The sequence below is a fragment of the Nocardiopsis sp. iso_25 genome, assembly GCF_056173305.1.
Window position 1 is genome coordinate 3,045,231 of record NZ_CM149667.1, and the last position, 14,414, is coordinate 3,059,644.

The 14,414-nt window shown below is 69.8% G+C and carries 9 protein-coding genes and 2 pseudogenes; 6 read left to right on the forward strand and 5 right to left on the reverse strand.

The genetic code is table 11. The annotated features are described in order from the left end of the window. Window positions 1-69: 69 nt before the first annotated feature. Window positions 70-678: a dihydrofolate reductase family protein gene (locus AC0VX6_RS13170; RefSeq protein ID WP_475468925.1), complete on the reverse strand. Its 609-nt coding sequence runs from the start codon at window positions 676-678 to the stop codon at window positions 70-72. A gap of 263 nt (window positions 679-941) precedes the next feature. On the opposite strand from AC0VX6_RS13170, the gene AC0VX6_RS13175 reads away from it, so the two are divergent. Further along, window positions 942-1,301 (forward strand): hypothetical protein, encoded by a 360-nt coding sequence (locus tag AC0VX6_RS13175; protein WP_475468927.1) that lies wholly within the window; start codon window positions 942-944, stop codon window positions 1,299-1,301. A 141-nt stretch (window positions 1,302-1,442) separates the two neighbouring features. Here the strand turns inward: AC0VX6_RS13175 and AC0VX6_RS13180 are convergent, their stop codons facing one another. Next, a complete protein-coding gene (locus AC0VX6_RS13180; RefSeq protein ID WP_475483720.1) occupies window positions 1,443-2,999 on the reverse strand; it encodes a helix-turn-helix domain-containing protein in 1,557 nt (518 codons plus the stop codon). Between the two features lie 150 nt (window positions 3,000-3,149). Here AC0VX6_RS13180 and AC0VX6_RS13185 point away from each other — a divergent pair, with 150 nt between their 5' ends. After that, window positions 3,150-6,116, forward strand: coding sequence for an FAD-binding and (Fe-S)-binding domain-containing protein (locus AC0VX6_RS13185; RefSeq protein WP_475468930.1), 2,967 nt, complete (start codon window positions 3,150-3,152; stop codon window positions 6,114-6,116). 26 nt (window positions 6,117-6,142) lie between these two features. After that, entirely contained in the window at window positions 6,143-7,441 is a 1,299-nt protein-coding gene (locus AC0VX6_RS13190) for an MFS transporter (protein ID WP_475469331.1), read from the forward strand. Window positions 7,442-7,517: 76 nt separating this feature from the next. Here AC0VX6_RS13190 and AC0VX6_RS13195 read toward each other — a convergent pair whose 3' ends face one another. After that, a complete protein-coding gene (locus AC0VX6_RS13195; RefSeq protein ID WP_475468932.1) occupies window positions 7,518-9,491 on the reverse strand; it encodes a BCCT family transporter in 1,974 nt (657 codons plus the stop codon). Between the two features lie 992 nt (window positions 9,492-10,483). On the opposite strand from AC0VX6_RS13195, the gene AC0VX6_RS13200 reads away from it, so the two are divergent. Continuing rightward, complete coding sequence (locus AC0VX6_RS13200) at window positions 10,484-11,044, forward strand: SMI1/KNR4 family protein (protein WP_475468934.1); 561 nt, start codon at window positions 10,484-10,486, stop codon at window positions 11,042-11,044. A 171-nt stretch (window positions 11,045-11,215) separates the two neighbouring features. On the opposite strand, the gene AC0VX6_RS13205 is transcribed toward AC0VX6_RS13200, so the two are convergent. Beyond that, window positions 11,216-11,338: a hypothetical protein gene (locus AC0VX6_RS13205; RefSeq protein ID WP_475468935.1), complete on the reverse strand. Its 123-nt coding sequence runs from the start codon at window positions 11,336-11,338 to the stop codon at window positions 11,216-11,218. Window positions 11,339-11,358: 20 nt separating this feature from the next. Here AC0VX6_RS13205 and AC0VX6_RS13210 point away from each other — a divergent pair, with 20 nt between their 5' ends. Next, a complete protein-coding gene (locus AC0VX6_RS13210; RefSeq protein ID WP_475468937.1) occupies window positions 11,359-11,592 on the forward strand; it encodes a hypothetical protein in 234 nt (77 codons plus the stop codon). Between the two features lie 5 nt (window positions 11,593-11,597). On the opposite strand, the pseudogene AC0VX6_RS13215 reads toward AC0VX6_RS13210, so the two are convergent. Beyond that, a pseudogene (locus AC0VX6_RS13215) lies at window positions 11,598-12,224 on the reverse strand (transposase); the annotation flags it as partial. 412 nt (window positions 12,225-12,636) lie between these two features. On the opposite strand from AC0VX6_RS13215, the pseudogene AC0VX6_RS13220 reads away from it, so the two are divergent. Continuing rightward, a pseudogene (locus AC0VX6_RS13220) lies at window positions 12,637-14,115 on the forward strand (tyrosine-type recombinase/integrase). The last annotated feature ends 299 nt before the right edge of the window (window positions 14,116-14,414 follow it).

Sequence of the window (14,414 nt, forward strand, 5' to 3'; positions counted from 1 at the left end):
CGTCGCGGCGTAACGGGATACCGCGGCCCCGCAGGTCCCGGTCTGCCACGTGGTGACGGTCCGTGTGCTTCAAGCGCGGTCGACGCGGTACGTCAGATGCGTCGCGTAGGGCGTGACGACAGCGTCCTGCTGTGTGAGCGGGATCTGCTCCGTGACATGGTCGAACAGTCGCGTGCCCGCTCCCATGAGGACGGGTGACAGGTGGACACGGAGTTCGTGGACCATCCCCATGGCCAACGCCTGCCCAGCGACGTCAGCTCCTCCCATGATGACGACCTCCCCGCCCCCAGCAGCTTTCGTCGCCTGGTAGACGGCGGAAGCGACGCCGTCGGTCACGAAGGTGAAGCCGACGGTGTGGCGTCTTCGGCGCGGAGCCCGATGGGTGACGACGAAGCCGGGCGGAGCCTGGGACTGGTCCTGCTCGTAGCCGTATCCGCGATCGCCCTGCCACCCGTGGGCGCCGTCGACGAAGTCGAAGGTCCTGCGCCCCATGATCACCGCCCCGGTGGCACGGAAGCCTTCCCGGAGAATGGCGGCGTCCTGGGGGGAACGCTCAGCAGACGTGACCCATCCCTGGATGGGCTGCCCGTCGCGGCCGAGTCCCTGTGCGGGGTTGGCGTCCGGTCCGGTGACGTACCCGTCGAGGGACACGGAGATGTCGACGACCACCTTGCTCATGGTCCTCCTGCTTCTGTTCTCTCAAGACCCGGATGAGGCCCGTAGCGGTGCTGAGCAGGACACGTCGCAGACTTCACGACGATGCCTTGCCTGCGGCCCGTCATGGGTAGACCGGACGGGGTGGGAGAAGTCATCGTCGGCGTGTGTCGCGAAAGCAGTGAGGGAAAGCCGACGTTCGTGCCCCGCGCGTTGATGGAGCAGTCGCCGCCCCGTGGGCGGTGCCGGGAACGCCGTCAGGACCTGCGGCGCAGGTGGGAGGTCTCATGGACGACACACTCCTGTTCGACGAGCTCGTGCGCGCACTCGACGCGGACGACGGCTCCGCCGACGGGTTCCCCGACCGGTCGGGGGTCCTGCTGCGCCGGTGGCGGGGCCGTGACCTGGACCCGCCGTACCTGCTGCACGTGGACCCGCCGATGCTGGGGGAGTGCCTGCGGTCCATGGAGGGAGTCGGTGAACTGTTCCCGGACGCCACGGCCGAGGACGGCGCACTGCGACTGTTCCTCGTCCACGTCGAGGAGGCCGTCGAAACCGCTCCGGAGGGCCACACGCACCTGGTGGTCGGCCCGGCCGGGGTGTACGCGCGGCCGGACGCCCCGTCGCGGACCGACGGCGGCGGTTGACGCGGAGCGACACCTCCGGACCGGGCTCCGGCCCCGCCCCGCCCGTCCGGTTAGCGCACCCCGCACGAACCGGGACCGGCGGGCGGCGGCAGTGTTCGGCCCCTCGGCCATGGGGCCGCGGGAGCCGGTCGGGCGAGCCTCCTAGGAGACGGCGTCCGGTGTTCCCGCACCGAGTTCCAGTTCGAGCAGCAACCGGTGCGTCGGATTCGCGAGGGCGAAACCGAACAGTTCCTGGGAACGCCGGACCCGCTTGCGCACCGTGTTCTCGTGAAGCGTCAGCTCGGAACCCACGGCCCTGACGTCCCCGAAGTTCCTCAGGTAGGAGAGGAGGGTCCGCCGGTAGTCGGTTCCGTGCTCGCCGTCGTGCGCGACGACCAGACCGCCGAACCCCGTCCGCAGCATCGGATCGGCCCGGACGGCCTCGAACAGCCGCTGCCGCACGATCTCGCCGTGCAGTTCCCGCGCCGCGTAGCTCCCGGGCCGCGCGCCCGAGTCACGCAGGTGGCTGACGGCGCGTTCCAGGTCGTCGCGGGCCTGGCGCAGCTCCCGCGGGTCCCGGACGCGTTCGCTGCGAACGAGCAGCAGGCCGGTGCGCAGCAGGCGGGTGGCCCGCTGGTGGAAGTGGTCGGCCAGGGTGGGGACGGTCACCGAACGGCCCGGCGCGGTCGTGAGCAGCACGTACAGGTGGTCCTTGACCAGGGCGACGGCCGGTTCGTGGCCCAGGGAACGGGCGTCCAGTTCGAGCAGGCCGATGGCGCGCATCAGGTTCGCCTGGTGGTCGGGGCCGCGGTCCGGGCCCCGCGTCTCGGCGACGCAGACCAGGCTCCCCGGCAGGTGGAGCGCGCCGTCGGCGTGGCCCGGCGCCCGCAACGCCGTCTGGAGGGCGGCGTTGCGTCCCTCCTGTTCGGCGTCCAGGCGCCGGCGGATGGCGAGCAGGTGCAGCGCGGCGAGCTTGGCGGAGGTGGCCAGCACCTGCTCGCAGTCCACGATCGCGCCCTCGTCCGGGAAGACCGCCCACAGCGACCCCAGGACCGCGTCGCCGGCCCGGACCACCACGGCGAGCCGGGGCAGATAACCCTCGCGCCGGATCAACTCCACGGAGTCGCTGCGCCACAGGTCGCCGCTCAGGTGGTGGGGGAGCGCGTGGTCCGGGACCCGGCGGGACAGGATGCCCACCCGCCTGGTCTCGTCGATCGGCTGGTCGGGCAGGTTGGAGTAGGCGACGATCCTCTGCTCGGTGTCCATGATCGCCACGGCGCCGCCGCAGACCGCGGCGACCGAGTTGGCGAAGGAGAACAGGTCGCCGCCGCCCGGGTCGTGGGCGGGATCCCCGCCGGTCGGCTGGGTCGCGATCAGGGTGGAGGCCAGACCGTAGAGGCGGCTCCACGGGATGTCCGGGCTGACCGCCACAACGGTGGCCCCCTCCGCCCGGGCGGACTCCACGACCGGTGGGGGCAGGGCTCCCGCGCACCTGACGGCCAGGGCCCCGGCCGCCTGGGCCGCCAGGCGCAGCGCCCGGACGACGGCCTCCGGCGAGGAGAGGTCCAGTCCGAGGGCGAGGAGGAGGCACTTCGGGGGAACGGCGTCGAGCGACCTGCCGTCCAGGAGTTCCACCCCGCCCACCGCGAGAGCGGCGTCGCCCACCGCGAGCCTGACCACTTCGGGCCGCAGCATGTCGGTGAGGTCTCCCAGCGCCATGGTGGCCATCGTCACGCCCCTGCCCGGTGTGCGGGCCGACACCCCGGAAGGGAAATGAGGGTCGGCCTCGACATTGTTTGCCATGCGGCTTTCGCCCACTGTTGTCCTACTCGGGATTTGTCCGTCCGGCAACCCCCCAGGAGGAACACCGTGACACCCCGCCACGTCGAACCGGAGTCCGGACCCCAGGTGTCCAGACACGGGGCCGACCACCCCCGGACCCCCGGCCCCCGCGGCGGCGGTGGTGAGCGCGTGCCGCTGAACGACCGGGCGGACCACGACGGCACCGACGACCTCGCCGCGGCGGTCGGCGCCGAGAACGTGCTGACCTCGGCCACCGACCTGGTCCGCTACTCCTCCGACGCCAGCCCCTACCTGCAGACGCCCCGCGTCGTGGTGCTGGCCCGCACCGGCGACGACGTCGCCGAGGTCTTCCGCTTCGCCTCCCGCAACCGCAGGCGCGTCGTCCTGCGCGCCGCCGGAACCAGCCTCAACGGCCAGGCCCAGGGCGACGACATCCTGCTGGACGTGCGGCGCCACTTCGACCACGTGAGCGTGGAGAAGAAGGGCGCGATCCTCAGGAGCGCACCCGGTGTGATCCTGAGCAGGGCCAACGCCCGGCTCGCCCCGTACGGGCGCATGCTCGGACCCGACCCGGCCAGCAGCGCGGCGGCCTCCGTGGGCGGGGTCGTCGCCAACAACGCCAGCGGCATGACCTGCGGGGTGCGGGCCAACTCCTACCGCACGGTCGAGTCCCTGCGCATCGTGCTCCCCTCGGGCACACGGGTGGACACCGCCGCCCCCGACGCCGACACCGAACTCGCCCGCGCCGAACCCGAACTCGTCGCACGGCTCCTGCGCCTCCGCGACGAACTCCGCGCCGATCCGCGCCTCGCCGCAAGGGTCAGGAGCAAGTTCGCCATCAAGAACACCAGCGGTTACCGGCTCGACGCCCTCCTCGACGGAGACACCCCGGTGCGGATCCTGCGCGGGCTGCTCATCGGCTCCCAGGGAACCCTCGGATTCCTGGAGGAGGTCACCTTCCGCACCGTCCCCAACCCGAGGTGGAAGACCACGGCCTTCCTCCGCTTCCCGGACCTGGCCGCCGCCTCGGCCGTCGTCCCCGCCCTGATGGACCTCGGCGCCCGCGCCGCGGAGCTGCTGGACAACCTCTCCCTGCGGTCCACGCGCTCGATCGCCGGAGCACCCGAGTGGACGCACGCGATCGGCGCGCACGACGCCGGACTGCTGGTCGAGTTCCGCTCCTCGGACCCGGCCGACCTCGACCGCTTCGAGCGCGAGGCGCGCGAAGCCGTCCGCGGAGCGGCCCTGGGCGGGGAGTTCACCCGGGACAGCCGCGTGTCCAACGGCTTCTGGGCCGTGCGCAAGGGGCTGCTCACCGCACTGGGCGCCAACCGGCCGCCGGGCACCGTCCTGCTCGGCGAGGACGTCTGCGTGCCCCCCGCGCGGATCGCCGAGGCCGCCGTCGCGTTGCGCGACGTCCTCGCCGCGCACGGGTTCGACGCCTCGGTCGCCGGACACGCCTCGGCGGGCAACCTGCACTTCACCCTGGTGTTCGACCCCGCGGACCCGGCCGACGTCGAACGCTACGCGCGCTGCGTGGAGGAGGTCGTCGCGCTCGTGGTGGACCGCTTCGACGGCTCCCTCAAAGGCGAGCACGGCAGCGGACGCAACATGGCGCCCTTCCTCGAACGCGAATGGGGTCCCCGCCTGGCCGGGATGATGCGCCGGGTCAAGGACGCCCTCGACCCCGACGGCATCCTCGGCCACGGCGTGCTGTTCACCGACGACCCGCGCTCCCACCTGCGCGACCTCAAGACCCTGCCCGCCGTGGCGCCCCTGCTGGACGGGTGCATCGAATGCGGCTTCTGCGAACCGGTCTGCCCGAGCCGCGACCTGACCACCACCCCCCGCCAGCGCATCGTCCTGCGACGGGAGATCGCCCGCAGAGGCGGTTCGGACGCGGAACTGGAGAAGGAGTACGGCTACGCCGCCGTCGACACGTGCGCCGGCGACGGGTCCTGCGCCACCGCCTGCCCCGTGGGCATCGACACCGGACACGCGATGAAGGACCTCCGCCACGCACGGCACGGCGCCGCGGCCGAACGGGGCGCGCTGGCCCTCGCCCGCCGCTGGGCGGTGACGGAACGGCTGGCCAGGATGCTGCTGCGCCTGGCACGGGCGTGCGCGGACGTCGTCGGCGACCGGCCGGTGCGGGCGGCCAGCCTCCTGGTCCGACGCATCCTGGGAGCGGAACTGGTACCGGAGTGGCTGGCCGCCACGCCCGGGCCCGCCCCCGCCCCGCGGCGCGGCCCCCGCGAGCGGCCCGCCGGCACCGAGGCGGTGTACGTCCCCTCCTGTGTCAACCGGATCTTCGGAGCACCCCCCGGAGCGGCCGACCCCACCACGGTGACGGCCGCGCTGGCCGCCCTGGCCGACCGCGCGGGCCGCACCCTGTGGACACCTCCCGACGTCGCCGGGACCTGCTGCGGCACCGTGTGGCAGAGCAAGGGCTACCGCGCCGCACACGCGCACACCGCCAACGAACTGGTGGAACGACTGTGGCGGTGGTCCGACGAAGGCAGGCTGCCCGTCGTGGTCGACTCCGCCTCCTGCACCCTGGGCGTCCTGCGCGAGGCCCCGGTGGTCCTGGACACCGGCAACCGCGCCCGGCACGCCTCCCTGACCGTGGTCGACGCCCTCACCTGGGCGCGCACCGAACTGCTGCCCCGGCTCACGCCCACCCGCCGCCTGGACCGCGCCGTCCTGCACCCGACCTGCGCGGCCGGCCACCTGGGCACCGCCGACGACCTGCACGCCCTCACCGCCGCCCTCGCGGAGGAGGTGGTCCAGCCGGTCACCGCCACCTGCTGCGGGTTCGCCGGAGACCGCGGCTTCCTGCGCCGCGAGCTGACCGAGAGCGCCACCCGCGGCGAGGCCGCCGAGCTCGCGGGGACCACGGCCGACGCCTACGTGAGCGGCAACCGCCCCTGCGAGATCGGCCTCCAGCACGCCACAGGACACCCCTACGAATCAGTCCTGGTGGCGCTCGACCGCGCCACCAGACCCCCCAAGGAGAAACGGAGTTCCTCGTGACGAACGCGTCGCCGTCGTCCCGGGCCATGACCCGCGAGGACCGCAGGGTCCTCGCCGGAACGCTCGCCGGGACCACCATCGAGTGGTACGACTTCTTCATCTACGCGCAGGCCGCGGGCCTGGTGTTCGGCCCCCTGTTCTTCGCCCCGGTGAACGAGCGGGCGCCCGGCCTGGCCGTGCTCATCTCGCTGGCCACCATCGGCATCAGCTTCCTCTTCCGGCCGCTCGGCGCGATCATCGCCGGCCGCTTCGGCGACCGGCTGGGCCGCAAGCGCATGCTCGTGCTGACCCTGCTCCTCATGGGTGCGGCCACCACGCTCATCGGCCTGCTCCCCACCTACGAGCAGATCGGCGTGGCGGCGCCCGTCGTCCTCGTCCTGCTGCGCGTCCTCCAGGGCTTCTCCGCGGGAGGCGAATGGGGCGGTGCCGCCCTGCTGTCCGTGGAGCACGCGCCGCGCGACCGCCGCGGGCTGTACGGCTCCTTTCCCCAGATCGGGGTGCCGATCGGGCTCATCCTGGCGACCGGTGTCCTGTGGGTCCTGACGTCGGTGACCACCCCGGAGCAGTTCCAGGCGTGGGGGTGGAGGGTGCCGTTCCTGCTCTCCCTGACGCTGATCGTCACCGGCTACCTCGTGCGGCGCGCCGTGGAGGAGAGCCCGGTGTTCCAGGAGCTGCAGCAGCGCACCAAGACCTCCTCGGCGCCGCTGCGCGACCTCTTCCGGAGCAACGCCAGGAACGTCGTGCTCACGGCGCTGGTCTTCGTGGCCAACAACGCGGCCGGATACCTGCTCATCGCCTACTTCATCAACTACGGCACCACAACGCTGGGCCTGTCCCGGCCCTCCGTCCTGCTCGCCACGGTCGCGGGGGCGGTGGGGTGGCTGGTCTTCACCCTGTACGGAGGAGTGCTGTCGGACCGCATCGGCCGGGTCCGCACCTTCCAGATCGGCTACGCCTTCGTGTTCGTGTGGATGATCCCGCTCTTCCTCCTGATGGAGACCCGCGACATCTGGCTCTTCGCGACCGCCATCGTCGTGCTGACCTTCGGCCTGGGCCTGTCCTACGGGCCCATGTCGGCCCTGTACGCGGAGATGTTCCCCGCGTCGGTGCGCTACTCCGGTGTGGCGATCGGCTACGCCCTGGGCGCCATCCTGGGCGGTGCCTTCGCCCCCACCATCGCCGAGGCCCTGGAGCAGAGCACGGGGACCCCCCTCTCCATCGGCGTCTACATCATGGTCCTGTGCCTGATCTCCCTGGCGGCGGTCTCCGTCGTCAAGGAGCCCGGCGGCACCGACCTGGGACTCGCCGACGAATCCGCCCCCTGACGCGACCGGCGGTGGGCACCCCGGACCGGGGCGCCCACCGCGCGGGGTGACCGTTGCGTGGGTCGGTGCCGCGGGCCTACGAGGTGGTCGGCGAGGTCTCACCGGTGTCCGCATCGTAGCCGTCGGCCCACTCCCCGGTCCCGAAGTCGAAGCCGACCGGTTCGCCCTCCTCGTTGGTGCGCTGGTACCACTCCGTGTAGCTCTCGTCGGTGGAGTCGATACCCGCCCCGGCTCCGTCCCCGGGCCGTGATTCCACGACCTTCAGGGAGAAGTCGTCGCCGTAGCGGTCCACTCCCTCGGTCACGGCGTTGTCCATCGCCGTGTCGATGTAGTGCATGCGCAGGGTGAGGGGATCGGTGCGCAGTTCCCTGAACCACGCGACGACGGCGAGGACCAGCACGAGCGCGAAGGGCACCGCCGTGACGATCACCAGCTGCTGCAGGCCCGTCAACGCCGTCGCATCGCCCAGAAGCAGCATCACGATCGCGATCCCCGACATGACCAGGCCCCAGAAGACGACCACCCACAGGCGCGGGTTCTGGTCCCCCTGCGTGGTGAGCATGCCCATGACCACCGACGCCGAGTCCGCGGCGGTGATGAAGAAGATCGCGAGCACCACGATCACGACGAAGGGCAGCCACTCCACGTACGGCAGGTTGTCGATGAGGGCGAAGAGCACCTCGGGCGCGGGCATGCCCTCGGTGAGACCGGGGGCGCCCTCCCGGTACATCCAGATGGAGGTGCCGCCCATCACCCCGTAGGCGACGAAGAGCAGCGATGACGGGATGATGATCGTGCCGAGGGTGAACTGGCGGATGGTGCGGCCGCGGGAGATGCGCGCGAGGAAGATGCCCACGAAGGGCGACCAGGAGATCCACCACGCCCAGTAGTAGACGGTCCACAGGGACTGGAACTCCTGCGTCTCGGGGCCCCACGAGAGCGATCGGCCCATCATGTCGAACAGGGAGCCGAAGTACTCCATGACCGCTGAGGGCAGCAGGTTCAGCAGGAACAGTGTGGGGCCGAGGAAGAGGAAGACCGCGACGATGCCGATCGTGAGCACGATGTTCACGTTCGACAGGAGCCGGATGCCCTTCGCGACACCCGAGACGGCCGAGACGACGAAGCCGACGGTCAGGACCGCGATGATGACGACCAGGGTGTTGTTGGCGAGGTCCCCGGCGCCCGACACGATGCTGACACCGGAACCGATCTGCATCGCCGCGATACCGAGGGCGGCGGCGGTGCCGAAGAGCGTGGCGATGATCGCGAAGATGTCGACGAGCTTTCCGGCGAAGCCCTCGGTGAGCCGTCGGCCGAACAGGGCGCGGAAGATCGAGGACATGAGCAGGGGACGGCCGCGGCGGTACGCGGCGTAGGCGACGGCCCCGCCGACCAGCGCGTAGATGGCCCACGCGTGGAAGCCCCAGTGGTAGTACATCTGGGCCAGGGCCGTGTGCAGGGCCTCGACCGACTCCGGCTCGTCGGTCAGCGGGGGCGGTGAGATGAAGTAGCCCAGCGGCTCCGAGGGCCCCCAGAACAGGACCGCCACACCCAGCCCGGCCGCGAACAGCATGGCCGTCCAGGAGAACGTGCTGAACTCGGGCCGCTCGCCGTCCTTGCCCAGCGGAATCCTCCCGTAGGGCGAGAACGCTATGCCCACCGTGGCGACGAGAACGACGATGGCCACGACGTTGAACATCCAGCCGAGGTTGTCGGTCGACCAGTAGAACGCCGTCTCGGCGACCCCGGCGACACTCCCCGGCGACCAGATGCCCCAGACGACGAAGGCGACCGTCAGCGAGCCGGCGATCGCGAAGACGAGCCAGTCGACCCGGTAGCTGCGGCGCTGGTCGTCGATAGAGATGCCCGGAACGAGGACCGGGTGTGTGTCGTGGGGGTACGTGGGGTGCTGGTAGTCCAGGCTTCCGAGCGCTGTGTGGCCCTTTCGGCCCGGCGAGCCCGAGGACCGGCCTTTGCCTTTCTCGTCCTCGGGTTCTTTGCCGTGGCGGCTCGTCTGCTCTTTGTCTTTGTGCGGTTTTTCGGGCATGGCGAACACAGCCTCACGAATAGTGGAGCAGGAGCGCGAACCGTGCCCGGGGGCACGAACGCACGCCGGAAAGGTCGATGGAAAGGGCGGGAGAACTGGCGACCATGTCGCCCGGTCCCGGCGGAACTAGCAGCCGATGCCGTTGGATGCGCCACCGCACAGTACGTGTGCCTCTGCGCGCACGCACTGATGTCGGAAAGCTCCGGTCACCGTTTGTCGCGATACCCGTCGGATGTCCCGGAGGGCTCCTGGCCGCGGCTCACCGTGCCTGCCCACGAGCTGTTTCCGGGGCTCGTCGTGTCGGTCGGGTCGCGAGGCGGCCGGGCCGCCGGGCGTGGTTCGGGCCGTAGGTCCTCTTGTGAGCCCGTATCCGGGTCGGCCCTGCACCAACGATGCGAATTTCGACATAAGCGATGACAGTAACTGTGCCGTAGGGAGTTGTCAACTGGAAGGATGGAGATTTGGTGTGGCGTTCGGATTGTGCAACCGCAACTGGGGATTGTTTCCCCTCGTTTACTTTTGTATTAACAGGACCTTGATGCGGGCGGGCCGCACCCTCCTCCGAATTCGTCTCCCGAGCGCAAATCAGGAACCGGAACACCGTCAGCCGCTCCCGCCGAGCCGTTGCCCGGCATGCCATCGCTCAGACATGACGACGCTCGTTGTCCCACACCAGCGCGATCGGCCCTTGGAACGAGGGGGCCCGCCCTTTGCGGACGGGCTTTGGGTCGGCTGTTCCATGCAGCCGTTGGCATGTCCTGAAGCGCCGCATATGTCTGCGCGTTCGTGTTGTGCTTCAACGCGGACTTCCGGTTCTGGATTGCTGGTCTGGTTCAGGTCCGGGTTTTTTCGAATCCGGGTTCGCGAGATGTCAGCGCTGATTGAGGTTGCATGGCAACCCCTTCGAAGCCCGCGCAGACAAGCAACGGTGCGTGCCACCGTGTTCTCCGTACCGGTAATGTTCACAAGCGAACAGGGTTCGGATCGGCAACGTGCCGAAACTGCCGGGACAACAGGGGGTCGCGGTGTCGTGGACAAGTCGGATCGCCGACGCCATCGAGTGGCGTCCGAGGAATATCGACATCGCGTGGGGCGTGATCGAGGCGCGTCTTGGCACGGCGCTTCCCGCCGACTACAAGGAGCTCTGCCGGTGTTTCGGAGTGGGGGAGTTCAGCGGTTATGTGCATGTGTACGGTGCGCCGGGGGCCGCCGACTCGCAGGTGACGGGCCGGCTGGCGTCGTTGTTGCGGACACTGGAAGAGCATCCGTTCACACGGGACGGCTTCGATCCGTACGGTCTCTACCGTCCGGGGGGACAGGGCCTGATCCCCTGGGCCATGTCGGTGACGGCCGTTGAGTTCTACTGGGCCGCTGACGCCGAAGTGCCGCCGGAGGACTGGACGGTGGTGGCGCGCGAGGAGGTCGGCGCCTGGCGGTGTTTGCCGATGTCCGCCTCGGAGTGTCTCTTCCGAGTTCTGACCGACGTCGCCTTCGAGGAGTTCACCATTGCTGACCAGGTGGAACGCCCGTACTTCACGCCGTATGAGGTCTAGCGTTCCCACGGTGCCGCACGCTCGGTGAACAGGGCGTGGGTTGCCGTCGGTGCTGTTGCACGACCTGCACCCCGGAGCGGCGACATCGGCGTTTCCCAGACGGTGTCTGATAACGCCTCGCGAGGTCTTCCACCGATGTGAGCTATCTTCCCTCGCACGGTGGAGAGGCACTCACCTCTCCGGTTTCCCCGGCCGGTGGGAGGTGGTGATCCAGACCGCGGCGAGTAGGACCACCCCGGCCGTGATCAGCGCGAACGCCCACGAGCCCACCGGAGCCATGGCCGTTTCGCACACGCCAACTCCCAGATTGGGCGGTGAAGCACTCCTTCCCCGAGGCGGGCGACGGCACCGGCCCGACCCTGTGGCTGGACTCCATCGAGCACACCGGCCACGTGGGCGGCACCGAGACCCTGCCCAAGGTCACCTTCGGCGGTACCCAGATGCCCAACCGGGTGGACTCACCCACCGACGACATCGCGCCGATGCTGCGCTGGCGCATCACCGAGATTCGCACCGAGCGGAACTTGTCAAGTCAAATGAGACGGTGACCTGGTCAAACGTTCTGTGGCGTGTGGTCCCGGCGGTGGGCTGGATCGTTGATCCACACGGTCTCGGGAACCTGGGGCGGTCGCGGTGGACGCGAGAACCGCTCCGGACGGGCGGCATAGGCCTGGGCCAGGGTGGCGGCCCGCTGGTCGCGGACCTGAGCGGCCGTACCGAAGTGCACCGAGGCCGGGGTGTGGTAACCGATCCCTGAATGGCGGTGCTCGTGGTTGTAGTAGGCCATGAACCCGTCCAACCACTGGCGGGCGTGTGCCAGGGAAGCGAACCGGTCCGGGTAGTCCGACGTGTACTTGAGGGTTTTGAACTGCGCTTCTGAGTATGGGTTGTCGTTGGACTGCTTGGGGCGAGAGTGCGAGCGCTCGATGCCCAGGTCCAACAACAGTTGGGAGACCTCCTTGGAGGTCATCGCCGCACCCCGGTCAGCGTGCAGCACTGCCGGGGCGATGCTGCTGGCCTTGGCCAGATCCGCGATCAGCTCCGCGGCCCGCTTGCCGGACTCGGCTCGCTCCACGGTGTGCGCGGCCACGTAGCGCGAGTAGATGTCGATGATGACGTAGGCGTGGAAGTACGCGCCCCGCCCAGGTCCTTTGAGGCGGGTGATGTCCCAGGTGAAGACCTGCCCGGGCCCGTCCGCCCGTAACTCGGGGACCGTCTTGGGCGGGCTGGTCGGCGCGGACGGGCCGTGTGGCGGGCTCGGTGGAACCCGCGTCGTTGATCCCTGGAACGGCTCTGGTCAGGGCGGTGGCCGGAACGGGGCTATGTCGGGCGTATCGGATGGGCGGGCGGGGGTGTGCACCCATCGGAGGACGTTCCTGCTGAATCCGCTTGACCACCTCTACGAGGTCGAGCGTGGATGCGTGGTACCCCGCCACACGCGGGGCCGTACGCCGTATCCGCGCAGTTCAGAGGTGGTGGCGAGGTGGGTCGTGTGGGTGTGAGTGCTCCGGACACGGCGGTCGAAGTCGGCTCATTGCCGAGGATTGGCGGGTGTGGTGTACGTAGGGAACGAGACGAAGGTGAGGCTGTGCATGGCCGCGCGTGAGGGGTCCACGTTCAAACGGTGCGGATGCCGCGACGAGAACACCGGCAGGGCACTGGGGGTGAGGTGCCCACAGCTCAAACGCCGGACCGGGGGCTGGAACCCGGCCCATGGGGCGTGGGCGTTCCAGTACGAGCTTCCCCCGACCAGTCAGGGTGGGCGCCGCCAAGCCCGCCGCGTCGGCCTGCCCTCCCAGGAACAAGCCCGTAAAGAGCTCGGGCACGTCAAGGCGTTGATCGCCCTGGCGGAGAAGGGCCCCACGGTCGAAGTGCAGATCGCTGACCTGGTCCAGGCGGCGTTGAAGCAACGCCGCCCGCTCCCCGACCTGGAAGAGGTACGTAAACGGGTCGCGATGGCAGTGGACGTACGCACCGAACCCCCCACCCTCGCCGCATGTCTGGGGGAGTGGTTGAAGAGCAAACCCGATCTGGCCGCGGGAACCCGGACCTCCTACGCCGGACACATCCGCACCTACCTCGTCCCGCACCTGGGCCAACTCAGGCTGGACAAGCTCCATGCCCGCCACGTCGAGACCATGTTCAATCTCATTGAGGAAACCAACGCTCACATCCTGGAGTGCCGCGAGTCCGACGACCCCCAAGTGCGGGCCTCGGTCAGGGGACGGCGGGTGATCTCGCTGTCCACCAAGCACCGCATCCGCGCGACTCTCCGGAGTGCGTTGTCGGAGGCGGTGCGCCGCCCGGACCTGCCCGTGTCGGTGAACATCGCCTCGCACGTACGGTTGCCGTCGTGTCCGAGGAAGCGTCCTTTGGTGTGGACACCGGACCGGGTGCGCCAATGGGCCAAGGACGGGGCAGTGCCGGGGGAGGTGATGGTGTGGACCCCGGAGCAGACCCGCACCTTCCTGATACACGCGAGGAAGTACCCGTCGCTGTATCCGATGTTCCACCTGATCGCGGTCAAGGGCCTACGCCGAGGAGAAGCGGTCGGGCTGCCCTGGGCCAACACGAGGTTGACCGATGGGTAGATCGACATCCGCGTCCAGGTCGTACAACTCGCGTGGGAGACGATCACCTCCACCCCGAAAAGCGCGGCAGGCCAGCGCACCATCACTCTGGACACCGACACCATCAAGGTGCTGCGGGCCTGGAAGCGGTTCCAGAACGAAGCCCGTCTCAAAGCCGGAGCGGCGTGGACGGACAGCGGCCTGGCCTTCACCCGTCAGGATGGTTCGGGGTGGCATCCGGGGCAGGTCAGTGACTGGTTCCTACGCATCGCCAGGGCCGCCGGGCTGCCGCCGATCACGTTGCACGGGCTCCGCCACGGCGCCGCCTCACTGGCGTTGGCCGCCGGGACGGACGTGAAGGTCGTCTCAGCCGAGTTGGGGCACGCGACCACCCACTTCACCCAGGACACCTACCAGTCGGTGTTCCCGGACGTGGCCAAGGCGACGGCCGAGGCCACCGCCGCGCTGCTACGAGGCCCGACTCCGGTGACGGTCGGGTAGCCGAACTGGCGAGCACACCAGGAGCCATACGGCGTCACCGACCCCAGGCCAGCGCACGGGTTCACCCCGGCTGGCCTGGGGTTTCCTCATGCCCGGGTCCGGTGACCGATCGGATCAAAGGTCCCCTGGGCGCCGGATTCCCTGCGCCGCCAGTGAACTCTCCTGAATCTCAGGGGAGTCCCGGGGTGTTCCCCTGACACGACCACATGCGGAACCGCCGAACCCGGCACGAGGACGAGGGGCAGCCCGGTGCGTTCGGCGAGGCAGAGACGCCCCGGGCTGTACGAAGGACCATTGCC

Excerpts from the sequence above, each read along its gene's own strand:
- AC0VX6_RS13180 (WP_475483720.1), bottom strand. The coding sequence starts at position 2,999 with ATGGCGCTGGGAGACCTCACCGACATGCTGCGGCCCGAAGTGGTCAGG.
- AC0VX6_RS13195 (WP_475468932.1), bottom strand. The coding sequence starts at position 9,491 with ATGCCCGAAAAACCGCACAAAGACAAAGAGCAGACGAGCCGCCACGGC.
- AC0VX6_RS13190 (WP_475469331.1), top strand. The coding sequence starts at position 6,143 with ATGACCCGCGAGGACCGCAGGGTCCTCGCCGGAACGCTCGCCGGGACC.
- AC0VX6_RS13175 (WP_475468927.1), top strand. The coding sequence starts at position 942 with ATGGACGACACACTCCTGTTCGACGAGCTCGTGCGCGCACTCGACGCG.
- AC0VX6_RS13170 (WP_475468925.1), bottom strand. The coding sequence starts at position 678 with ATGAGCAAGGTGGTCGTCGACATCTCCGTGTCCCTCGACGGGTACGTC.